The 22,797-nt window shown below is 57.0% G+C and carries 21 protein-coding genes; 9 read left to right on the top strand and 12 right to left on the bottom strand.

Going from position 1 to position 22,797, the window contains the following annotated elements:
- Positions 1–137 precede the first annotated feature (137 nt).
- Positions 138–815, bottom strand: a complete 678-nt coding sequence (locus ACN0SY_RS11800) for a YggS family pyridoxal phosphate-dependent enzyme (RefSeq protein WP_417687918.1) — start codon at positions 813–815, stop codon at positions 138–140.
- 215 nt (positions 816–1,030) lie between these two features.
- Here ACN0SY_RS11800 and leuS point away from each other — a divergent pair, with 215 nt between their 5' ends.
- The 3 genes from leuS to holA are packed head-to-tail and all read left to right on the top strand — an operon-like array spanning position 1,031 to position 5,255.
- On the top strand, positions 1,031–3,643 hold the full coding sequence (leuS, locus tag ACN0SY_RS11795) for a leucine--tRNA ligase (protein ID WP_417687332.1): 2,613 nt from the start codon (positions 1,031–1,033) through the stop codon (positions 3,641–3,643).
- Positions 3,630–4,202: an LPS assembly lipoprotein LptE gene (gene lptE, locus ACN0SY_RS11790; protein ID WP_417687331.1), complete on the top strand. Its 573-nt coding sequence runs from the start codon at positions 3,630–3,632 to the stop codon at positions 4,200–4,202. Before leuS ends, lptE begins: the two co-directional genes overlap by 14 nt.
- A gap of 12 nt (positions 4,203–4,214) precedes the next feature.
- Positions 4,215–5,255: a DNA polymerase III subunit delta gene (gene holA, locus ACN0SY_RS11785; protein ID WP_417687330.1), complete on the top strand. Its 1,041-nt coding sequence runs from the start codon at positions 4,215–4,217 to the stop codon at positions 5,253–5,255.
- Positions 5,256–5,293: 38 nt separating this feature from the next.
- On the opposite strand, the gene ACN0SY_RS11780 is transcribed toward holA, so the two are convergent.
- The 6 genes from ACN0SY_RS11780 to mnmE form a co-directional block, all read right to left on the bottom strand.
- Positions 5,294–5,632, bottom strand: a complete 339-nt coding sequence (locus tag ACN0SY_RS11780) for a GFA family protein (RefSeq protein WP_417687916.1) — start codon at positions 5,630–5,632, stop codon at positions 5,294–5,296.
- 220 nt (positions 5,633–5,852) lie between these two features.
- Positions 5,853–6,761: a ParB/RepB/Spo0J family partition protein gene (locus ACN0SY_RS11775; protein ID WP_417687329.1), complete on the bottom strand. Its 909-nt coding sequence runs from the start codon at positions 6,759–6,761 to the stop codon at positions 5,853–5,855.
- 128 nt (positions 6,762–6,889) lie between these two features.
- A complete protein-coding gene (locus tag ACN0SY_RS11770; protein WP_417687328.1) occupies positions 6,890–7,714 on the bottom strand; it encodes a ParA family protein in 825 nt (274 codons plus the stop codon).
- Entirely contained in the window at positions 7,711–8,385 is a 675-nt protein-coding gene (rsmG, locus tag ACN0SY_RS11765; RefSeq protein ID WP_417687327.1) for a 16S rRNA (guanine(527)-N(7))-methyltransferase RsmG, read from the bottom strand. Before rsmG ends, ACN0SY_RS11770 begins: the two co-directional genes overlap by 4 nt.
- Positions 8,385–10,259 (bottom strand): tRNA uridine-5-carboxymethylaminomethyl(34) synthesis enzyme MnmG, encoded by a 1,875-nt coding sequence (gene mnmG, locus ACN0SY_RS11760; RefSeq protein ID WP_417687326.1) that lies wholly within the window; start codon positions 10,257–10,259, stop codon positions 8,385–8,387. The genes rsmG and mnmG overlap by 1 nt, the downstream gene beginning before the upstream one ends.
- 328 nt (positions 10,260–10,587) lie before the next feature.
- Entirely contained in the window at positions 10,588–11,937 is a 1,350-nt protein-coding gene (mnmE, locus tag ACN0SY_RS11755) for a tRNA uridine-5-carboxymethylaminomethyl(34) synthesis GTPase MnmE (RefSeq protein WP_417687325.1), read from the bottom strand.
- 118 nt (positions 11,938–12,055) lie between these two features.
- Between mnmE and ACN0SY_RS11750 the strand changes: the two genes are divergently transcribed.
- Positions 12,056–14,071 carry a thioredoxin domain-containing protein gene (locus ACN0SY_RS11750; protein ID WP_417687324.1) on the top strand — a complete coding sequence of 672 codons (2,016 nt, stop codon included), beginning with the start codon at positions 12,056–12,058 and terminating at the stop codon, positions 14,069–14,071.
- Here the strand turns inward: ACN0SY_RS11750 and ACN0SY_RS11745 are convergent.
- The 4 genes from ACN0SY_RS11745 to hemE all read right to left on the bottom strand — a co-directional run bounded on the left by ACN0SY_RS11745 (position 14,056) and on the right by hemE (position 17,769).
- Positions 14,056–14,637 carry a GNAT family N-acetyltransferase gene (locus tag ACN0SY_RS11745; protein WP_417687323.1) on the bottom strand — a complete coding sequence of 194 codons (582 nt, stop codon included), beginning with the start codon at positions 14,635–14,637 and terminating at the stop codon, positions 14,056–14,058. The two genes, ACN0SY_RS11750 and ACN0SY_RS11745, sit on opposite strands and share 16 nt — an antisense overlap.
- Positions 14,638–14,768: 131 nt before the next feature.
- Complete coding sequence (gene rho, locus ACN0SY_RS11740) at positions 14,769–16,034, bottom strand: transcription termination factor Rho (RefSeq protein WP_417687914.1); 1,266 nt, start codon at positions 16,032–16,034, stop codon at positions 14,769–14,771.
- Positions 16,035–16,307: 273 nt separating this feature from the next.
- Positions 16,308–16,736 carry a protoporphyrinogen oxidase HemJ gene (gene hemJ / locus ACN0SY_RS11735; protein WP_417687322.1) on the bottom strand — a complete coding sequence of 143 codons (429 nt, stop codon included), beginning with the start codon at positions 16,734–16,736 and terminating at the stop codon, positions 16,308–16,310.
- Between the two features lie 4 nt (positions 16,737–16,740).
- Positions 16,741–17,769, bottom strand: coding sequence for a uroporphyrinogen decarboxylase (hemE, locus tag ACN0SY_RS11730; RefSeq protein WP_417687321.1), 1,029 nt, complete (start codon positions 17,767–17,769; stop codon positions 16,741–16,743).
- Between the two features lie 428 nt (positions 17,770–18,197).
- Between hemE and ACN0SY_RS11725 the strand changes: the two genes are divergently transcribed.
- From ACN0SY_RS11725 to dnaQ, 5 genes are all read left to right on the top strand, one after another.
- Entirely contained in the window at positions 18,198–19,046 is an 849-nt protein-coding gene (locus ACN0SY_RS11725) for a pyruvate, water dikinase regulatory protein (RefSeq protein ID WP_417687320.1), read from the top strand.
- 28 nt (positions 19,047–19,074) lie between these two features.
- Positions 19,075–19,665, top strand: coding sequence for a Maf-like protein (locus ACN0SY_RS11720; RefSeq protein ID WP_417687319.1), 591 nt, complete (start codon positions 19,075–19,077; stop codon positions 19,663–19,665).
- Positions 19,665–20,501 carry a shikimate dehydrogenase gene (locus ACN0SY_RS11715; RefSeq protein WP_417687318.1) on the top strand — a complete coding sequence of 279 codons (837 nt, stop codon included), beginning with the start codon at positions 19,665–19,667 and terminating at the stop codon, positions 20,499–20,501. Before ACN0SY_RS11720 ends, ACN0SY_RS11715 begins: the two co-directional genes overlap by 1 nt.
- Positions 20,501–21,088 (top strand): dephospho-CoA kinase, encoded by a 588-nt coding sequence (gene coaE / locus ACN0SY_RS11710; protein ID WP_417687317.1) that lies wholly within the window; start codon positions 20,501–20,503, stop codon positions 21,086–21,088. Before ACN0SY_RS11715 ends, coaE begins: the two co-directional genes overlap by 1 nt.
- A gap of 106 nt (positions 21,089–21,194) precedes the next feature.
- Positions 21,195–21,917 carry a DNA polymerase III subunit epsilon gene (gene dnaQ, locus ACN0SY_RS11705; RefSeq protein ID WP_417687316.1) on the top strand — a complete coding sequence of 241 codons (723 nt, stop codon included), beginning with the start codon at positions 21,195–21,197 and terminating at the stop codon, positions 21,915–21,917.
- Positions 21,918–21,922: 5 nt separating this feature from the next.
- On the opposite strand, the gene ACN0SY_RS11700 is transcribed toward dnaQ, so the two are convergent.
- Complete coding sequence (locus ACN0SY_RS11700) at positions 21,923–22,792, bottom strand: aminoglycoside phosphotransferase family protein (protein WP_417687315.1); 870 nt, start codon at positions 22,790–22,792, stop codon at positions 21,923–21,925.
- Between the last annotated feature and the right edge of the window lie 5 nt (positions 22,793–22,797).

The raw sequence follows: 22,797 nt of genomic DNA, 5'->3' as shown, positions 1-22,797 counted from the left end.
GCCGAATGGCAAGTCCGAGGAACTGTCATGACATTGTTGCGGCGGCGGCACGAAAACGACCACAAGGCGATCACGGATTAGTCACTTTTACGTATCTTGGGCGGAGATATGGCAACGGGTTTGCCATCAACCAGACTTTAGGCGGAGTAATCGCGATGTCCGAAAATGGCTGAACCGACCCGAACATGGGTAGCGCCAAAGCCAAGTGCGATTTCATAATCCGACGACATGCCCATGGAGAGCTGATCCAGTCCATTCCGCTTTGCGATCTTCTCCAGCAAAGCGAAATGGGGCCCGGGCGCTTCCTCGACGGGAGGAATACACATCAGGCCCACCACGTTGAGCCCAATCTCATCTCGGCAGAAGCGGACGAAGTCATCGGTCTCCTTGGAAGAAATTCCGGCCTTCTGCGGTTCGTCGCCTGTGTTGACCTGAATGAAGACCGGCAGGTTCCTTCCCTGCTTATCCATTTCTGCCTTTAATGCCTTGGCGATCTTTTCCCGGTCCACCGTATGGATGACATCGAAGGTCGCGACGGCTTCCTTGGCCTTGTTCGACTGAAGCGGTCCGATCAGGTGCAATTCGATACCGTCATAGTCTTCGCGCAGGCCAGGCCATTTTCCAATGGCTTCCTGGACACGGTTTTCTCCGAACACCCGCTGACCGGCATCCAGAATCGGGCGAATGTCCTCGGCAGGAAACGTCTTGGAAACGGCAACCAGAGTGGCTGCCCCGTCAGGACGACCATTTTCGGCCTCGGCGGCACGAATATCCGAAACCACTTTTGCCAGCCGATCGGTTGCCGTGTCCGCCATGTCCGTAATCTCCGTCCGGGTACCTTGCAGGGTCATGATCTTCGCCTCTGATAAGGTCGCGACCACCCTGATTGCAAGCATCACTCCCCAAATAACGAAAATGCTGAGATTTTGCCGCAATCATGTTGACCCCACGCCGGATTTCTGGTGACAGTCCGCCAAACAACTCAACGATAAAGCGCTGCAGGACGGCGCCTCATGAAACGGCGATTTTAATGGCAACGGAACGGTATAACGCCCGCGAAGTCGAAGCACGCTGGCAGAAGGTCTGGAACGAGAAGGACGTCTTCGTGACGTCCAACGAAGACAAGCGCGACAAGTACTACGTGCTTGAGATGTTCCCCTACCCGTCCGGCCGCATCCACATGGGCCATGTCCGAAACTATGCCATGGGCGACGTGGTTGCCCGCTACAAGCGTGCAAAGGGCTTCAATGTTCTGCACCCGATGGGCTGGGACGCTTTCGGCATGCCGGCCGAAAACGCCGCCATGCAGAACAACGTCCATCCCAAGGACTGGACCTACGAGAACATCGCCTTCATGCGCGACCAGCTCAAGATCATGGGCCTTTCCCTGGACTGGAGCCGTGAGTTCGCGACCTGCGACGTCGAGTATTACACCCAGCAGCAACGCCTGTTCCTGAAGTTTCTGGAAGCGGGTCTGGTCTATCGCAAGAATGCCAAGGTCAACTGGGATCCGGTCGACATGACGGTCCTGGCGAACGAGCAGGTGATCGACGGCCGCGGCTGGCGCTCCGGTGCGCTGGTTGAACAGCGCGAACTGACCCAATGGTTCTTCAAGATCTCCGACTATTCGGAAGACCTTCTGGAAGCCATCGACACACTCGACCGCTGGCCGGACAAGGTCCGCCTGATGCAGAAGAACTGGATCGGCAAGTCGGAAGGCTTGCGCGTCCGCTTCGAGTTCACGGCCCCTGCCCCAACAGGCGATGAGGTTCTGGAAATCTTCACGACCCGTCCGGACACCCTCTTCGGTGCGTCCTTCATGGGCCTGTCTCCGGATCACCCGATTTCGGAAAAGCTTGCGGAAGCAAACCCGGACCTGCAGGCATTCATCGAAGAATGTCGCCGTATGGGCACCTCCGCGGAGGCCATCGAAACCGCAGAAAAGAAAGGCATGGACACCGGTCTTCGCGTGAAGCACCCGCTCGATGCCTCGATCGAATTGCCGGTCTATGTCGCCAACTTCATCCTGATGGATTACGGCACGGGCGCCATCTTCGCCTGTCCTGCACACGATCAGCGCGATCTGGATTTCGCCCGCAAGTACGGCCTTCCTGTCAAGCCGGTGGTCCTGCCGAAGGATGCCGATCCTGCGACCTTCGAGATCGGCGACGAGGCCTACACAGACGACGGCTCAATCTTCAATTCCGGGTTCCTCGACGGTTTGTCCATCACGGACGCCAAGAATGCAGTGGCCACAAAGCTGGAAGCCATCCAGATCGCGGACCAGCCGCAGGGCGAGCGTCAGGTCAACTACCGTCTGCGCGACTGGGGCATTTCCCGCCAGCGCTACTGGGGATGCCCAATCCCGGTCATTCACTGTGATGACTGCGGCGTCGTACCGGAAAAAGACGAGAACCTGCCGGTTCAGCTGCCGGACGACATCAACTTCGACAAGCCGGGCAACCCGCTGGATCGCCACGCGACCTGGCGCAACACCACCTGCCCGAAATGCGGCAAGGCTGCCCTGCGCGAGACCGATACCATGGACACCTTCGTGGACAGCTCCTGGTATTTCGCTCGCTTTACCGCTCCGCGCTGTGATCAGCCGACCGACCCGAAGGCGGCGAATGATTGGTTGCCTGTCGATCAGTATATCGGCGGCATCGAGCATGCGATCCTGCACCTGCTCTATTCGCGCTTCTTTACACGCGCGATGCAGAAGGTTGGCGCCCTTGATTTGAAGGAGCCTTTCAAGGGCCTCTTCACCCAAGGAATGGTCACCCACGAGACCTATAAGTCGGAAGACGGAAAGTGGTTGAGCCCGGCCGAGGTCGTTTTTGCCGAAACAGATGGCAAGCGCACGGCAACTCATGCCCAAACCGGGGCTTCTGTGACCATCGGCTCGATCGAAAAGATGTCGAAGTCGAAAAAGAACACCGTCGACCCGACCGACATCATCGAAACCTATGGTGCCGATACCGCTCGCTGGTTCGTTCTGTCCGACAGCCCGCCCGAGCGCGATGTGATCTGGACCGAGGAAGGTGTCCAGGGATCCTGGCGTTTCGTCCAGCGCGTCTGGCGCCTGGTTCAGGAGATTGCCGAGAGCACCAAACCGGCTGCGTCGATGCCCTCCGACATGAGCGAAAAGGCCGTCGAACTGCGCCGCGCGACCCACAAGACCCTGGCTGCCGTTTCAAAGGATCTGGAAGGGCTCGGTTTCAACCGTGCGGTCGCACGCATCTACGAGTACGTGAACCAGATCGGCAAGGCCGTTCATGATGGCGTCGAAGCCGACGACATGGCCTACGCAACCCGTGAAGCTGCTCAGTATCTCGCGCAGATGATGGCGCCTATGATGCCGCACCTTTCAGAAGAATGCTGGACCAAACTCGGCCAAGATGGGCTGATCTCCGAAGCCGACTGGCCGGTTATCGACGAAACTCTTCTGGTTGAAGACAGCGTCACCTTGCCGGTCCAGATCAACGGCAAGAAGCGCGGTGAAATAACTGTTGCACGAGACGCTTCCAAAGAAGCGGTCGAAGCGGCTACGTTGGAGCTTGATTTCGTCCAGCGTGCGCTTGAAGGCAAACCGCCGCGCAAGCTCATCGTGGTGCCGCAGAGGATCGTGAATGTCGTTGCCTGACCTGAAACAGATTAGCCGCCGGACGCTGACCGGTCTCGTCCTTGCTGTCGGTGCAGCCGGATTTGTTTCCGGATGTCAGGTAAGGCCGCTTTACGGTTCTCTTGATGGAGGTTCGTCTTTCTCGCCTTCCGCCACGGTCCAGAGTGAACTGGCAGCAATCGATATCGATCCGATTTCCGATCGCTACGGCGATGCCACGGCCGCACGCGAGCTCTACAACGAGCTGGTATTCGGATTCGAACGAGGCGCCGGGGTACCCGCGAAGCGCTATCGTCTCAAAATCCTGATGGACTTGAGCGAGGCCGAGGTCGGCGTTGAACAGCTTGCCGACGTACCTGCGGCCTACACGATGACGATGAACACGACATTTGTTCTGTCCGACATCGATACAGACAAGACCCTGACCACCGGTCGCTCCTTTGCGACGGCGTCCTACGACTTCTCCAACCAGCGTTTCGCCAACATTCGCGCAAAACGCGATGCGCAACAGCGTGCCGCAAAGGTTGTCGCCAGCGATATTCAGGCACGGCTGGCCGGTTACTTCGCATCCGGGCGCTAAGGGGATCGTCCTGTGACCGCGCTCAAGGCCGGTGAAATTGATCGTTTTCTGGCAAAGCCGCCTGCCGGCGGCTGCGCCGTCTTGATATTCGGACCGGACACCGGACTTGTCTCCGAACGTGCGACCGACCTTGTCTCAAAGGCATCCGAAGGCGAGGATGATCCCTTCAATCTCGCCAAGATCGATGCCTCCGAGATCGTTTCCGATCCGAATCGGCTGATTGATGAGGCTTTGACCGTGCCGCTTTTCGGCGGCCGCCGCATCATCTGGATCAAGGACGCAGGCGGAAAGAACCTGTCTCCAGCGGTCACCCCCCTTTTGAAGCTCGATGACAATCCGTCGCTGGTAGTCATCGAAGCCGGTGACCTGAAAAAAGGAACCGGTCTTCGCAAATTGTTCGAAAGCGACAAGCGGGCGGTGGCGGTGCCATGCTACTCGGATGCAGGCCGGGACATTGACCAGCTAATCGACCAGGAAACGCGGGCCGCTGACCTCACCATCTCTCGCGAAGCACGTGCGGCGCTGCACAGCCTGCTCGGCGCCGACCGTATGGCCAGCCGGGGCGAGCTGAAGAAGCTCTGCCTCTATGCCCTAGGCAAGGGTCGCATTGAAAGCGACGATGTCGAGGCCATCATTGGCGACGCTTCAGCGTTTGAAATGTCGGAACTAATCGACTCCGCCGCTCTTGGTGACCTCAATACGCTCGATCACGGTCTTGAGCGCCTGGAGGCGCAGGGATCCAATGCTTCGGTCATTGCGGGTCAGGCGCTGAAGCATTTCCAGTGGCTACACCGCATGCGAGCCGACCTGGACCGCGGCATACAGGCACAAGCTATTGTCGACGGGCAGCGCCCGCCTGTCTTTTTCAAGCGCAAGACTGCCATGACACGTCAGATCCAGATATGGTCCTCAGAGGATCTGGCAAAGGCCACAGAGCGGCTCCATGAGGCAATGAAGGTCAGCCGTCTCAATGCCAGCCTTGGCGCTCCAGTGCTCTCTGAGGCGCTTCTGACGCTTGCCCGTGTGGCACAAGCGCGCTCCCGGCGACGCTAAGCACTGAAGAACACTGCGCCATCCAAGCGCCGCACGCGCTAGTCCGTGTGGGGATGCCCTTCAAACTGCTTGGCATCATCACCGATCACATACCAAGACGGTTTTTCAGCTACGAATTCATGGAACTTGTTTGCCACGCTGAGATCAAAATCAAGCGTATTCGCCGCAATCGGAAAACTCTCATCCTCAGACAGAATTTCTCCGAGAGATGTACCGCAGATCCCGCAAAAGCAGCGGAGGTATTTGTAGGGCTCAGGCGGCTGATATCTAACGATATTCTCCCTGCCGGAGACCCATATCAAATCGTCCCGCCTTACAAAGGCTATGGCACTTGCGCCGAGTTTCCTGCAACGCGAACAGTGACAGGTTCCAAGCATTGACGGTTCACGCGTCAATTCGAACCGAACGCCGCCACAACAACAGCTACCCTTGAACATTTCCCCTCCGCTCATATTCCCGATCAATGGGAAGAACATAACATGAACAGATGAACTGTGAGAACCGAAATCAGGGCACGATGTGGCAAGTTGAACCAATAAAAAACCCCGCTTGCCGAGAGGCTGCGGGGTTTGAAGTTCATACGAAGAAGGCGTCGGTCTATCGAACCTCGACACCCAACTTGCGGCAAATCTCATCAAGCTGGTCAAGCGAGGTGTACTTGATCTTCAGATCGCCGCTTTCCTTGCCGTGCTTATGGCCGACGCTGACCTTGAGGCCGAGCGTGTCGGAAAGACGCTTTTCCAGGGCCTTGGTATCGGCGTCTTTTTGCGGCTTGACCACATCTGACTTCGCGCCGCTCATCAGCTTAGCCAGTGCCTCTGGATCCTGGGCCAATTTCTCGGCATCCCGGACCGTCAGGCCTTTTTCGACGATCAGATCGGCAAGCGTAGCAGGATCTTCGACCGTAATCAGGGCGCGGGCGTGACCAGCCGTCAGAAGTCCTTCTGACAGATAATCCTTGACGGAGTTCGGCAGCTTCAGAAGGCGCATGGTATTGGCGACGTGGCTCCGGCTCTTGCCGATAACCTTCGCCAGCTCACCCTGACTGTAATTGAATTCTGCCGTCAGCTGATCGTAGCCCATCGCCTCTTCGATGGGATTCAGGTCGGCGCGCTGAACATTTTCGATAATCGCGAGTTCGAGGGCTTCCTGGTCGGTCACATCGCGAATGACGATCGGCGCTTCGTGCAGCCCGGCCTTTTGAGCCGCACGCCAGCGGCGCTCACCTGCGATGATCTCGTAGCGATCGGTCTTGCCGGCAGCCGGACGCACCAGGATCGGTTGGACGATCCCCTTTGCCCGCAGAGATTCCGTCAGATCGGCCAGATCCTTCTCGGCGAATGTTTTGCGCGGGTTCCGGGGATTGGGCTCCAGATGCTCTATCGGAACCTTGCGCGTGTCGCGGATGACCCGCTCCGGCGGCGCGGTATCCTGAACGGCAGAATCTCCTATCAGAGCCGCAAGTCCTCGACCGAGCCGTTTGTTTTTCACGCCTTCATCAGCCATGCCGCCGCACCCATTTCATGTTTCTTATTTTATTTCAAAAGCTTATCTCAGACACACCGATCATGGATCGAGCGTATCGCAGCCGAATCAAATCCGGGCAATCCCATCAATTCGCCAGTCTATTGCGCTCAAGCCGCAACCCTGCGCAGATCTCGCTCTCGCTGGATGATCTCCGACGCAAGGCGGAGATATGCCTGGCTTCCTGCACACTTCAAATCATAAAGAAGCGCCGGCTTGCCGTAAGACGGTGCTTCGGAAATGCGTACATTGCGAGGGATGACCGTCTCATAAACTGCATCGCCCATGGTCTCACGCACGTCGGCAACCACCTGGCTCGAGAGGTTGTTGCGGCTGTCATACATGGTCAGGACGATACCGTGGATGGTCAACTGCGGGTTCAGGGCATTCCGAACCTGTTCGACCGTGCTGAGCAGCTGGCTCAGACCTTCAAGGGCAAAGAACTCGCACTGAAGCGGAACGAGGATGGAATGCGACGCGGAAAGGGCGTTGATCGTCAGCAGGTTCAGCGACGGCGGGCAATCGACCAGGACGTAGGTAAACCCGATTTCCTGGAACAGGCGCGAGCGCGTGAGCTGCTCGATAGCATTCCGGAGGCGGAAAGCCCGGTCGCTTGAAGACGCGATTTCCAGCTCCAGACCAAGCAGATCCATAGTCGACGGCGCGACCCATACCCGAGGAACCGCAGTGTCCTTCACTGCCTCGTCCAGACTGCAATCGCCACTCAAAACGTCATAGGTGGAAAGACCCCGATCACGACGCTCAATGCCGAGACCCGTCGACGCGTTGCCCTGTGGATCAAGGTCGATGACGAGAACCTTCTCCCCAATCGCGGCAAGAGCCGTACCCAGGTTGATGGCCGTGGTGGTTTTGCCCACCCCGCCCTTCTGATTGGCAAGGGCCAGAACGCGCGGAGATTCTGGAAGCATGCTCATACGGCGACACCTTCCTCGCTATGCCGGGGAGAAATATTTGAAAGAAGAAGCATCCGGCTCGTAGGATCAATTAGACTTTTCTTTTCTACCAGATCGAACGACCATGCGTGAGACGCTTCGTTAACTTCCCGTTGAAAATCCTGACCTTTGTGGAAAACGCAGCGCGCTCCGGTGGATGTGAAGGGCTCCGCAAGCGTCAAAAGCAAATCAAGCGCAGCCAAGGCTCGGCCTGACACCGCATCCACTGGACCATATTGCCACTCTTTCGCAACCGATTCGATCCGTCCGGCATGAACCGTGCCCGTGGTTCCGGTTTCACGCAGAGCTGTTCGAAGGAAGGCCGCCTTGCGCTGGTTGCTTTCGATCATGTGGACATGACCCTCCGGATCGTCGGCCTGAAGGATCGCGGTCACGACTCCTGGAAATCCGGCGCCGCTTCCAATGTCGACCCAGACTTTCGCTTCCGGCAAAGACCATTTCGTTTGCAGACTGTCCGCAACGTGGCGGGTCCAGATATCGGGGATGGTCGACGGTGCAATCAGGTTCTGGGCCGGTTGCCATTTCAAAACCAGGTCGACGTAAATCTGTAGTCGCTCAAGCGTTTCACGTGAAACATCCCCATAGTTATGCACATCCTGTGCAGATGTTCTAAGCGGTGGAATCTTTGCCATCAGGCAGCTCCCTGCCGATTTTGCCGCTTTATGTGAGACAAGAGCAGCGTCAAGGCGGCAGAGGTCACTCCCTCCATCCGCGAGGCTTGGCCAAGGGTCGCTGGTCGCACGGTGGCAAGCTTCTGCTTCACCTCATTCGACAGACCAGCCAGCGCGTCGAAATTGAAATCCGCAGGGATGGCGAGAGCTTCGTCACGCTTCAGCGCTTCAATGTCGGCGGCCTGCCGGTCAAGATAAACCGCATAGAGGGCATCGGTGGCGACCTGCTCTGCAATCATCGGACTCATGTCCACCAGCTCCGGCCAGACCTGTATGAGTTGATCGAACGTCAGATCCGGATACGACAGCAGGTCGAAGGCGGAACGCCGGATGCCGTCCTGGTTGATCGGCAAGCCTTTGCGCTGCGCCTCCGCCGGAGTGATGGTCAAGGTCTTCAGCGTCTCACGCGCAGCTTCAATCTTGGCCATCTTCGTTTCGAAGGCGACTCGACGGGTATCGGATACGCATCCGAGCTTGATGCCGAGCGGCGTAAGACGCTGGTCTGCATTGTCGGCACGAAGCGACAAGCGATACTCCGCTCGCGAGGTGAACATTCGATACGGCTCGGTGATGCCCCGTGTGATCAGGTCATCGATCATCACACCGATGTAGCCCTGGCTTCGATCCACGACAAACGCGTCCCGTCCCTGTGCCTTGAGCGCCGCATTCAGACCTGCGACCAACCCTTGAGCACCTGCTTCCTCGTATCCCGTTGTGCCATTGATCTGACCGGCGAGAAACAGTCCGGAGCATCGTTTTGCTTCGAGTGAAGCCGACAGTTCTCGCGGATCAACGTGGTCATACTCGATGGCATAGCCCGGCTGAATGACTGTGACATTCTCCAGACCGGGGATCGTCTTCAGGAATGCGATCTGAGCATCTTCCGGCAGCGAGGTTGAAATACCGTTCGGATAGACCGTGTGATCATCGAGGCCCTCAGGCTCCAGAAAGATCTGATGCCCCTCGCGGTCACCGAAGCGAACGATCTTGTCCTCGATTGAAGGACAATACCGCGGGCCCCGCCCCTTGATGTTTCCGGAGTACATGGCCGAACGGGACAGGTTGTCCCGGATGATCTTGTGCGTCTCCGGGGTCGTGCGTGTGATATGGCACGGGATCTGCGGCGTCTCGATGCGATCAGTCAGAGTAGAGAACGGGATAGGCTCATCGTCGCCCGGCTGTTCTTCGAGCTTGCCCCAGTCAATGGTCCGGCCATCGAGTCGTGCCGGCGTGCCGGTCTTGAGCCTGCCGAGGTCGAAGCCGATTTCCTCGAGCGATAGGGACAGCCCCATCGCAGGACCTTCGCCCTGCCTGCCCGCCGGGATTTTCTTGTCGCCTATATGAATAAGACCACGCAGGAAGGTTCCGCTAGTGAGCACGACGGACCTGCAGGAGATGACCCGGCCGTCAGCGAGAGCAACTCCGGTGATGCGGCCATCCTCAAACTGGAATCGGTCGGCCTCACCTTCCACGACCGTAAGATGGTCGATGGCCGAGATCTCAGCCTGCATGGCTTCGCGATAGAGCTTACGGTCAGCCTGCGCCCGTGGCCCGCGAACGGCGGGACCCTTGCGGCGATTGAGCATGCGGAACTGGATCCCGCCCTTGTCGGCGACGCGACCCATGAGGCCATCGAGTGCATCGATCTCGCGAACAAGGTGCCCCTTGCCCAGACCGCCGATGGCCGGATTACAGGACAGTACACCAATGGTGTCGAACCGGTGGGTGACCAACGCGGTTTCCGCCCCGAGGCGGGCGGAGGCAGCCGCCGCCTCACAGCCGGCGTGGCCACCGCCAATTACAACGACATCATAGGTCAGGTTTGCTTCGCTCATTTGCAACGCTCACAAGCCCGGCGGCTCAAAGCCGGCTTCGGACATGTCTTGAATGGAGATTGTCGGAAAGCACAGAGTCCGAATTCACAGACAGGACAGACACAAGCTTCCGTTTCAAACGCCGGAAGTCCCGACGCTTACGTTGCGCACTTTATAAATCCGTGGCCCATCACGGTCAAAAGAAAAGGAAACGATACGGGATGAACAAGGGAGGCGGACGGGGCATTGCCGCGCCAAGAAACCTCCCCAAACCGACAAATGATTCACGTGAAACATGTTCCGGATATGAATCGATCCAGAGTTACTCAGGCTGATTCACGTGAAACAATTATTTGCCGATACAAAAGTCCCTGAAGATGACATCCAACAGATCTTCCACGTCAATGCGACCGGTGATCCTGCCCAAGGCGTCCGCGGCAAGGCGCAGCTCCTCTGCGCGCAGTTCTCCCGGTAAGTGGGCGGCACTGACACCCTGGCGCAGGGCGGAACAGCATTCCACCAGGAAGTGACGATGCCTTTGACGCGTGGCCAAGGGCGCTTCACCGACTGCTATCGTTTCTTCAGCGAAATCGGAAAGCCGCTTCAACAGCAGATCTGTTCCGGAAGCATTCTTCGTAGAACAAGGGATTTCATGGGTCGTTCCGGAGGAGTCTCGTTCCGGAGGAGTCTCAAGATCCGTCTTGGTGTTTACGATCCAGAGAGGAACGATCGCCCGTATCTCATCGCTTAACCCGGCCGCTACATGATCGGGCGGCATGCCGCCTGGCTCCATTGCCCAGAGAACTAGGTCAGCGCCCCGCCCTCGTTCCCGTGCCCTACGTATACCTTCGCGTTCGACCACGCCATCTGTCTCCCGGAGGCCGGCGGTATCGACCAGGGTCACCGGGTACCCTCCAAGATCAAGATGGGTCTCGATGACATCCCGGGTAGTACCGGCCTCTTCTGTGACGATGGCGATATCCCGGCCGGCAATGGCGTTCAGCAAGCTCGACTTACCCGCATTCGGTGCCCCCATCAGAACGACCTGCAGCCCCGTCCTCAAACGCTCTCCGCTGCGGGACTTTTCGAGATGAAGCTCGATTTCGTCTGCAAGAGCTGCTGCCTCGACCCAGACCTCATCTGCAACGCTTCCCGGAACATCCTCCTCATCGGCAAAGTCGAACTCTGCTTCGACCATGGCACGCATATGAATGAGCCTTTTCCGCCAGCCCTCGTAGAGCTGGCCGAGTGCGCCACCCATCTGCCTCACCGCCTGGCGCCGTTGTGCTTCGGTCTCTGCCGCAATGAGATCGGACAGTCCCTCCACCTCGGTCAGGTCCATCCGACCGTTCTCGAAGGCGCGCCGGGTAAACTCCCCTGGCTCTGCCGGACGCATTCCCTCAATGCCGGAAAGCACTTCGAGCAGGCGCGCTACTACCGCTCGTCCACCATGGCACTGGAGTTCGGCGACGTCCTCGCCGGTAAAGCTTGCCGGACCCTTGAAGAACAGCACCAGGGCCTCGTCTATCACCTCTCCGCTTTCCTGGGCCCTCAGCCTGCGCAAAGCAGTTCTCCGCGGCTTAGGCACGGATCCGGTCAATAGACGCAGGGCTTCCCCGACCCTCTCTCCTGACAGTCGAATGACGGCAACGCCAGAGGGAACCGCGCCACTGGAGAGGGCAAAGATCGTGTCTGCCATGATTTCATTCCACCTTGCCGAAAGAGCTTTACAGAGGACGTTGTTGCACCACGGCGCAAATTGCTTCAACCCTATTGGTCAGCAAATCAAAAAGGTCCCTGAAAGGTCCCCCGTTTCCATGACCGAGAATCGCCTCGCCACGTCCACGAGTCCCTATCTGCTGCAGCACAAGGATAACCCGGTCCACTGGTACCAGTGGGGCGAGGAAGCGTTGGCGGCGGCGAAGGCCGAGAACAAGCCGATCTTGCTCTCCGTGGGATATGCGGCCTGTCACTGGTGCCACGTCATGGCCCACGAGAGCTTTGAAGACCCGGCAACTGCAGAGGTAATGAACCGGCTGTTCGTCAACATCAAGGTCGACCGTGAGGAACGGCCCGATATCGACCAGATCTACATGAAGGCCCTGCATGCCCTGGGTGAGCAGGGTGGATGGCCCCTCACCATGTTCCTCACCCCCAAGGGTGAACCTTTCTGGGGTGGGACCTACTTTCCGAAGACCCCGCAATGGGGCCGGCCCTCCTTCGTTGATACTCTGGAAGCGGTATCGCGCACCTATCATACGGATCGGGAACGAATCGAAAACAACAGTTCCGGCTTGATGGAGGCGCTCAAGGCTCAGATCACACCCACAGCCCCGATCGACAGAAGCCTTATGGTGACTGCTGGTGAGCGACTTCTTACCCTGTTCGACCGGGAGCATGGTGGAATCAAGGGCGCGCCGAAGTTCCCGCAAGCTTCGGTACTGGATCTGATCTGGCGGGCGGGACTGCGTAGTGGCAACGACACGGCAAAGGAGACCTACCTCCATACGCTGCGCCAGATCAGCAACGGGGGCATCTACGATCACCTGAAAGGCGGTATCGCCCGCTACTCTGTCGATCATCTATGGCTCGTGCCGCATTTCGAGAAGATGCTCTACGACAACGGCCAATACTTGAGCAATCTTGCGGTTGCCTATCCAGCCAGCGAGGATGACCTGTTTCGCCGGCGAATCGAAGAGACGGTCGATTGGCTTCTGGATGAAATGCAGCTTCCGTGCGGCGCCTTCGCCTCAAGTCTGGATGCGGACAGTGAAGGCGAAGAAGGCAAGTTCTATGTCTGGACATCGGATGAAATCACTGAGGCTCTCGGGCCTGAGGATGCCCTCGCCTTCGCCAAGGCGTACGACGTTCATCCCTCTGGCAACTGGGAAGGCTCCACAATCCTCAATCGTCTCAAGGCACCCAGTGTCTCAGCTCGCGATGAAGCACGCCTCGCTCGGCTGCGAAAGAAGCTCCTGGAACGGCGAACCACTCGTGTGAGGCCTGGTCTTGACGACAAGGTGCTCGCGGATTGGAACAGCTATGTCATCACCGGGTTGGCCCGCGTCAGTAAATATGTTTCACGTGAATCAGTCCTGGAAGCCGCTGGGAAGGCCTACGACTTCGTAATGGCGTCTATGACTGTCGATGGGCGTTTGGGGCATTCCTGGCGCGATGGCGAGCTCGTGTTTCCTGGCTTTGCGTCAGATCACGCTGGTATGATTGTGGCCGCCCTCGCACTTGCCGAGGTGATACCCGATAACGCTGAGCGCTACATCACCGACGCGCAGTGCCTTGCGGAGATCCTATTGAGGCACTACCAAGGCGCTGAAGGTGCATTCTACCTGACGGCCGATGATGCGGAGGGATTGATCACGCGTCCCTTCAGTGTCGCCGATGAGGCGACACCAAGTGCAAACGGTCTCGCGGCAGAAGCATTCTCGCGGCTGTTTCTCATGACAGGTAACACGCTGTACCGTGACGTTGCCGACAAGCTTTTGGTGGCAGTGTCATCGGAAATCCCGAAAAACGTTTTCGCCACCTCTTCCCTGCTTGCTGCTTTCGATACGCGCGTCAACGGGCGGCTTGCAGTCATCGTCGCTCCCGAGGGAACGGATCCGAATCCTTTTCTGAAAATACTGGACAAGGCCGTGGATCCCGCGCTCATTCGTATTGTTGTGAGTTCGACCGATGATTTTGCGGAAGGGCATCCGGCGCGATTGAAGAACGCGCTCGATGGCAAGGCTACTGTCTATCTTTGCCGTGACGGGGCGTGTTCGTTCCCGATTCAGACGCGGCGCGACCTGGAAGCAGCCCTTCAGAGAATTGATTGATCCCGCTGACGGTGTTCCAGCCAATCGCTTCTATTCAGCCGATAAAGGACATGGGGGCCTAGTGGGTGATCAGGCGGTAATGCCGGATGATGAAAATCATCCGCCATGCTTCTGATCATACCAAGACGTTGCATCACCCTTTGTGAGGGCAAATTGGTTATGGTCGTGAAGGATACGATTTCTTCCAGCTTCAGCGTTTCGAAACCGAATCCGATCCAGGCTCTGGCTGCCTCCGTTGCCAACCCTTGTCCCCAGGCCTTGCGGATAAGTCGCCAGCCCACCTCGACGCATGGATCAAACGGAAGTTCCGGTTCAAATCGCGGAACAGACAATCCGACAAATCCGAGAAATTCTCCTGTTTCCTTGTCTTCTACCGGTGAGAAGCAAAAGCCATCTTTTTGCGTTAACAGGACGGCCTTGTCATACAGCTTGTCGCTCTCCACCCTGTTCAGAGTCGAAGGGAAATACCTCATCACTTCAGGATCGGCATTCATCGCTGCGAACGCAAAACGGTCGGCGTCAGTCCAGCGGCGAAGGATCAGGCGATCTGTTTCCAGATAGGTCATGCAATTGGTCCGTTCGGATCCGATTCAGTTGGGACGGATTCACGTGAAACATATGCTTAAGAAATAGTAAAGGCGCTGCGATTTTCAGATCGCAGCGCCTTTGAATTTGGATGATACGGATCCGAATCGGATCAGGTGTTCATGCTGTCGAAGAAGTCGTCGTTTGACTTGGTCTGCTTGAGCTTGTCGATCAGGAATTCGATCGCATCGACAGTGCCCATCGGGTTGAGGATCCGACGAAGGACAAACGTCTTCTTGAGCTTTTCAGCCGGAATAAGCAGGTCTTCCTTACGGGTGCCGGACCGCTGAATATCAATCGCCGGGTAGACACGCTTGTCGGAGATTTTGCGATCCAGAATGATTTCGGAGTTACCCGTACCCTTGAACTCTTCGAAGATGACTTCGTCCATGCGGCTGCCGGTATCGATCAGCGCCGTTGCGATGATCGTCAGGGACCCGCCCTCTTCGATATTACGAGCCGCACCGAAGAAGCGCTTCGGCCTCTGAAGTGCGTTGGCGTCGACACCACCGGTCAGAACCTTACCCGAAGACGGTACGACCGTATTGTAGGCACGGCCGAGACGGGTGATGGAATCAAGCAGGATGACAACATCACGGCCGTGCTCGACCAGACGCTTCGCCTTCTCGATCACCATCTCGGCGACCTGAACGTGACGCGATGCTGGTTCGTCGAATGTCGATGACACGACTTCACCATTAACGGTGCGCTGCATATCGGTCACTTCTTCCGGGCGCTCGTCGATCAGAAGAACGATCAAGTAGCATTCCGGGTGATTAGTCGTGATGGACTTGGCGATGTTCTGAAGGAAGACCGTCTTACCTGTGCGCGGCGGCGCGGTAATCAACGCACGCTGGCCCTTGCCGAGCGGTGCGACCATGTCGATGATGCGCGGCGAGAGATCCTTGGTCGTCGGATCCTCGATCTCCATCTTGAAACGTTCGTCAGGATAGAGCGGCGTCAGGTTGTCGAAATGGACCTTGTGACGCGCCTTGTCCGGATCTTCAAAGTTGATCGTGTTGACCTTCAGAAGGGCGAAGTAACGCTCACCTTCCTTGGGGCTTCTGATCTGACCCTCAACCGTATCGCCTGTCCGCAACGAAAACCGGCGGATCTGCGACGGCGAGACGTAAATATCGTCCGGGCCAGGCAGGTAGTTTGCATCGGGAGACCGCAGGAAACCAAATCCGTCCTGCAGAACTTCAACGACGCCTTCACCGATGATTTCGACGTCCTGAGCCGCGAGGTTCTTCAGGATGGCGAACATCAGCTCCTGCTTGCGCATAGTGCTTGCGTTCTCGACTTCTAGCTCTTCAGCAACCTGAAGAAGCTCTGTCGGTGTTTTTTCTTTGAGGTCTTTGAGTTTCATTTCCCGCATCGAGTTGGGGTCAATCATGTTGGTGGATATATTTCCAGGGATGGACTTCTGATGGTGTCGTCATGCAAACCGATTAATCAGAAGAATTCGGAAGATGGGACTGAGAGACGGCCAGATTGGTCTAGACTAGACGTGGCTGCCGGGACCGTTGGATGCAAACGCTCCACAACGCCGGCCGGAAGTTCGCGAGACACTAGGGGAATTTAAAAAAAACTGCAAGTACATAAAAAGGCGTAGGCGGCCTAAAAAATAGCCGCCCACGAGCGTTTGTCTTTAGAACGGCTTCCCGATGACAAGAATAACGATGAAGATCATCAGAACGGTCGGGACCTCATTCAGGATCCGATAGAACTTGGCAGTCTTCCTGTTTTCGTCACGAGCAAAACGCTTCACGCATCCCGATAAATACCCGTGAGCGGCCGACATCAGAATGACGAGAGTTAGTTTCGCATGGAACCAACCGTCGGAAAACGCACTGATTTCATACGCAGTCCAAAGTCCAAAGATCCAGGCTGAAATCATCGCCGGGTTGATGATCGCCTTCAGAAGACGCCGCTCCATCACCTTGAAGGTCTCCGACTTCTCCGATCCGATCTCCGTATCGGCGTGATACACGAAGAGACGCGGCAGATAGAGCATCCCGGCCATCCAGGCGATGATCGAAATAACGTGAAGAGACTTCACCCATTCATAGACACCCATGGTGCTAGCCCCTCTTCACACGCTCGACCATACGGGCAACATTCTCCGGATCTGCGTCCGGGGTCACACCATGACCAAGATTGAAGATCAGCGGGCCTTTATCGAAGGTCTGAAGAATATGGTCGACGCCCTCATCAAGCGCCTTGCCGCCGGCCACGAGCCGCATCGGGTCGAGATTGCCCTGAATCGGAACCTTCTTCTGGATTTCCAGCGCGAGGTGATCCGGCGCTGTCCAGTCCAGACCTACCGCATCGACGCCGGTACGCTCGATATAGGTCTGCATACGGGCAGAAGACGCCTTGGGGAAACCTATGATCTTGGCTCCCGGCCGCGCAGCTTTCACACCGGCGACGATCGCTTTCGTCGGTTTGATCGACCAGCGCTCAAAACCCGCATCATCCAGAACCCCTGCCCAGGTATCGAAAATCTGGACTGCATCGGCACCCGCATCGAGCTGACGGATCAGATAATTGATCGAGGCAGTCACCAGTTGGTCAATGAACCGCTGAAGCAGATCCGGATCGCGATACGAACCAACCCTGGCAGCAACCTGATCCTGAGTCGTGTGTCCGGCTACGGAATAGCAGGCGACTGTCCAGGGAGCGCCACAGAAGCCCAGGAGGGTGGTTTCGGTAGGAAGTTCCGCCCGAAGGCGGGAAACCGTCTCTATAACCGGTTTTAGGTGATCCTCGGCACGATCCTGCTCAAGGCTATCAACGAGTTCGGAATTGAGAGGTTCGAGAACCGGACCACGTCCTTCTTCAAAGCGAACCGGATAGCCGATTGCATCCGGCACGACGAAGATGTCCGAGAACAGTATGCTCGCATCAAAGCCATACCGGCGGATCGGCTGGAGAGTGACCTCGGTTGCAAGATCCGGGTTGTAGCAGAAGTCGAGAAAGTTCGATGCCTTGGCTCGTACTTCACGATATTCGGGAAGGTAGCGGCCTGCCTGGCGCATCATCCAGATGGGGGGTGGCCAGAGCTTTTCTCCAGCCAGTACACGCATCACCGCACGATCTTCGGATCTCATAAGGCAGAGCCCTTTCCCACATTCCAAATCAAATAAGATTCTTAATTTTGAATCTGTTTTTTCTTATTGTGAGTGGATTACCGGGATCATTTGGCTTCCACAATCATTCACAGCTATATCCGATGCGGGATAAATCGTCGCGTGTTCTGGACAAGTTACCCTCCACAGGAGTCAATAACTCGGAAAATTGTTTCTCCCTAATGGTTTATCGAAAAATTTACACTTCGTTAACTAATTTGGCGAACGTGGAAAACCTGTCTACGATTGACCGGCCTCATGTTAATCCACATGAGCGGCTTTTCGTTTCGTCGGGAGTCATTTGAGAAAACCGCCCTGTTCATAAAAAACAGGGAACGGGCATAAAGTGGACGTCCGCACGACCGCCGGACGTTAACCCCCTATTAATAAACAGGGCTGGGGATGACTGCGTGAATAAGTCCAGACACTATTTTCATCTGCATCTGGTCTCGGATTCGACCGGTGAAACGCTCATGACCGTCGCCCGCGCGGCAACGGTTCAATATGAGGACGTCCAGGAGATCGAGCACGTCTATCCTCTGGTCCGCACGCAAAAGCAGCTCGACCGGGTCATCAGCGAGATTGAGGCAGCTCCGGGCATCGTCCTCTATACTCTGGTCGACAAGGAAATTTCTGAGCGTCTTGAGCGCACTTGCCGAGATCTCGGCATTCCATTCGTCAACATTCTCGATCCGGTTTTCGCGGTGTTCCAGTCCTACCTGAATGTCACGAAGACGCATCGCATCGGGGGCCAGCACGAACTGGACGCGGAATATTTCCAGCGGATCGATGCACTCAACTACACGATGATGCATGACGACGGTCAGATCTGGGAGGACCTGGAGGCCGCGGACATTGTCCTCGTCGGTATTTCAAGAACATCGAAGACGCCGACCTGCATCTATCTGGCTAACCGGGGCATCAAGGCAGCCAACGTACCCTTGGTACCGGACATTCCCCTGCCCCAGGAACTCATGAACCTGAAGAAACCGCTCGTCGTTGGCCTGATTGCATCTGCAGAACGTATCCAGCAGATCCGGCGCAACCGCGTCTTGTCGTTGCAGTCGGAGAACTACAACGACACCTATGTGGACCGAAAGGAAATTGCTCGGGAAATCAATCTCAGCCGCCGTCTTTGTTCTGAGAACGGCTGGCCGTTGATTGACGTCACCCGGCGGTCCATCGAGGAAACCGCGGCGGAAATCATGGCGCTTTACCGAGACTACAAGGCTGCGCAAAAGGCCGCACCGGTCGACTGACACCAAACTTTATCGGGACGAAACGAACATGACATTGGTCTTGGCCAGCGGAAGCAGAATCCGCTCTGAGCTCTTGAAAAATGCCGGACTGCAAATTGACATCGATCCGGCCGGCGTCGATGAACGTGCTGTCGAAGCGCCCTTGATCGAAGCTGGCATGCCGCCGGAAGACCTTGCCGCGATCCTGGCCGAAGCTAAGGCAAACGACGTCAGCGAACGCAGGCCTGCCGATCTTGTGATTGGCGCCGATCAGGTGCTCGCCTTTGAAGGCGAGCGTTATACCAAGCCCGCGGACATGGAGGCAGCGCGCCGCCAGCTGCTGAACTTTGCCGGGAAGACCCACGAGCTTCATTCTGCTGTAGTTTTGTCGCGTAACGGTGAGGCGATCTGGCGCCATGTCTCGACTGCCCGCCTCACGATGCGCGAGTTGACGCCTGCGTTCGTCGGTCACTATTTGGCAGATGTCGGTGAAGTCGCGCTGTCCAGCGTCGGCGCCTATCAGCTTGAGGGACCGGGCGTTCAGCTGTTCGAGCGGATCGATGGAGACTACTTCACCATCCTTGGACTGCCGCTTTTGCCTCTTCTTGAAGAACTGCGGGTTCAGGGAGTGCTGGAGTGATGACAAAGAAGGTCGCGATTACCGGATGGCCTGTCGCACAGTCCCGCTCGCCGATGGTCCAGGGATATTGGCTGAAAAAGCACGGAATTGATGGCGACTATGGTCGCCAGGCCGTCGAACCTGAGAATGCCGAAAAATTTTATGCCAACTTCGCCGCATCCGGTCTTTCCGGGGGGAATGTCACGGTGCCTCACAAGGAAGTTGCCGCCAAGGCCTGCGATTGGCTCGACGATGCTGCAAAGGCCATGGGTGCGGTCAATACGCTCTGGCTGGACGATGATGGCAAACTCTGCGGTGCAAATACCGATGGGATCGGTTTTCTGGGCAATCTGGACCAGTGGGCGCCGGGATGGGACAACGAGCCCGGCGTTGCCGTGGTGCTTGGGGCCGGCGGGGCGTCGCGGGCGATCATCTGGTCACTTCTCTCCCGTGGCTTCAAGGAAGTGCATATCTTCAACCGAACCGTTGAAAAGGCCAGAGAACTCGTAAGGCAATTCGGATCAAAAACGTTTGCCCATGGCTGGGAAGAAGTTGAGGACTACCTGGGGAAAGCGGACATTCTGGTCAACACGACATCCCTCGGTATGACTGGAAAGCCGCCGCTTGAAATCGATCTCTCAAAGCTGTCCAGAACGGCTCTGGTCACAGATGCTATCTACTCGCCCCTGAAGACCGATTTGCTCCTCCAGGCTGAGGCGCGGGGAAATCCCATCGTTGATGGTCTCGGCATGTTGTTGCATCAGGCGGTACCGGGCTTTGAGCGCTGGTTCGGTGTTCGTCCTGAAGTCGATGATGAGTTGCGCGCCCTCATTCTGGCCGATCTGGGACAGTCTTGATGATCCGCATTGGCTTGACCGGTTCCATCGGCATGGGAAAATCCACGACGGCGAAGCTTTTTGCCGCCAACGGTGTTCCCGCATACGATGCGGATGCAGCCGTTCACGCCCTCTACGCTGGCCGCGCGGCTCCGCTAATCGAGGCCGAGTTTCCCGGAACCGTTGTCGAGGGCAAGGTCGATCGCACCCTGTTGTCCCCGCACGTTCTGGGAAAGCCCGATGCGATGAGGCGCCTTGAGGCGATTGTCCATCCGCTGGTGCGTGAGGAGGAACAGGCATTCCTCGCCAAGGCACTGTCCGAAGGCCGCCGGGCTGTCCTGCTCGACATCCCGCTTCTGTTCGAAACCAACGGTGATGACCGTGTTGATGTCACGGTTGTGGTGACAGCGAACCCGGACATTCAACGCTCCCGCGTTCTGGCGCGGCCGGGAATGACCCCAGAGCGTTTTGAGGTGATCGTTTCCCGGCAGATGCCCGACGCCGACAAGCGTTCCCGGGCACATTTCATCATCGATACTAGCCGTGGCCTTGAAGCTGCCGAGCGTTCGGTCGTTGCGATCTTGCGGGCCCTTGCGCCTCTTCCGTGAGATTGTCGTGACTATTGTCGTCCCGGAGCTGAAAAACGCGGAAAGCGGGTTGGCCTAGGCCAACAGACTGGGCAAATTGGGCCGGAAACATCGGCAAGGCGACGACATGCGTGAAATTTCCTTCGATACCGAAACCACGGGGCTGAACCCGCGAGGCGGAGACCGTCTGGTCGAAATCGGGGGAGTTGAGCTGTTCAACCAGATCCCGACCGGAAATTTCTATCACGTCTACATCAACCCGCAGCGGGACATGCCTATTGAGGCATTCAACGTTCACGGTCTTTCGGAAGAGTTCCTGTCCGACAAGCCATTGTTTGAACATGTTGCAGATGAATTCCTTGATTTCGTCGGAGACGCCACGCTTGTGATCCACAATGCCGCGTTCGACATGGGCTTCATCAACATGGAGCTTGAGCGCGCGGGCCGCCGTTTGATCCCGCGCACGCAGGTTATCGATACCCTCGATCTCGCTCGCCGTAAGTTCCCGACCGGACCGAATTCACTGGACGCGCTATGCTCCCGTTTCGGCATCGACAATTCCCGCCGTGTGAAGCACGGGGCGTTGCTCGACGCCGAAATCCTTGCCGAGGTCTATCTTGAGCTCAAGGGGGGTAAGCAGGCAGCGCTGATCCTCTCTCCAGACGACGAAAAAGATGATGGGGCAGGATCGGCGAACGGCGGTGGCAGCAGTGAGCTGGGCCTTGGCCCCTTCAATGCCCGCAAGCGGCCCACCCCGCTGGCTTCAATGCGCCGCGATGACGAATATGCCGCCCATCAGGCTTTTGTCGAGAAGATGGGTGAGGGAGCCATCTGGAACAAGTACAAGTAGCTTTCTCAGACAGTGCCGATAAGCCACTCGATAATCTGTCGGTGCTTTGCCTTGAAGCGCGGTTCAAAACCCCAAGCCAGTGTCTGAACGACCGTCCAACTCCGAGCTCGCTCACGATTGATACCCAGTTCTTCCGACATCCGATCTAGTCGGTAGAGCATTGATGACTTTGTATTTCCGAATTCGAAACTACGAACAATTGGTGCAAGGCCGAATGCTTTTTCCCCCATAAGGGGCTTCGGATCTATGATGAGCCAGGGTTCTCGCTGGGCGGAGACGATGTTCTGCCCATGTAAATCTTGATGCACGAGGACTTCTTGCATCGGCGTCGACAGCAGCTCTTGCAACAGATCTTGAGCATGGCGGATCAGTCGGCGTTCCCCTGTGTCGGTCGCAATCCGGAGCTCGCATTCGAACGCAGTTGTCCAGTCTTCTGATTGCTCACACAGCCGCTTGAACGGAAAATCCGTTGTTACCCAGAGCCGTTTCAACAAGTCCGCCACAACGCCCAAATGATCGATGTTCGGATTGTCGGATAGATATGTCCCGGGTTGAGCGTGCTCCAATAGCAATGCGTTGTGTTCCGGTAAATGACCGAACAAACGCACCGCGCCGTTGCCGTTCCAGACTTTCAGGGCATCTGCTTCAAATCGGCATTCATCATGCGGGAACTGTAACTTGACCACGACAGGAACTGCGTCGCGAACTGCGGGGAAGGCGAGAGATACGGTTGAACCGCCGAATGGCGCTCCAACGTTCTCCAGATCCCAGTGCCGGACGCAAACGTCAACCAGATTGGGGAGCGCGTCGATCCAGTTTTTTCCTGCTGAGGTTACCTCAAGAGCTTTGAGGTTCTCAGGGACCTGGTTCGACATCGCTA

The organism is Roseibium sp., assembly GCF_048261595.1.
Taxonomy (GTDB): domain Bacteria; phylum Pseudomonadota; class Alphaproteobacteria; order Rhizobiales; family Stappiaceae; genus Roseibium.
Note: the sequence above shows the minus strand (reverse complement) of the source record. Positions and strands in the feature narration are given on the sequence as shown.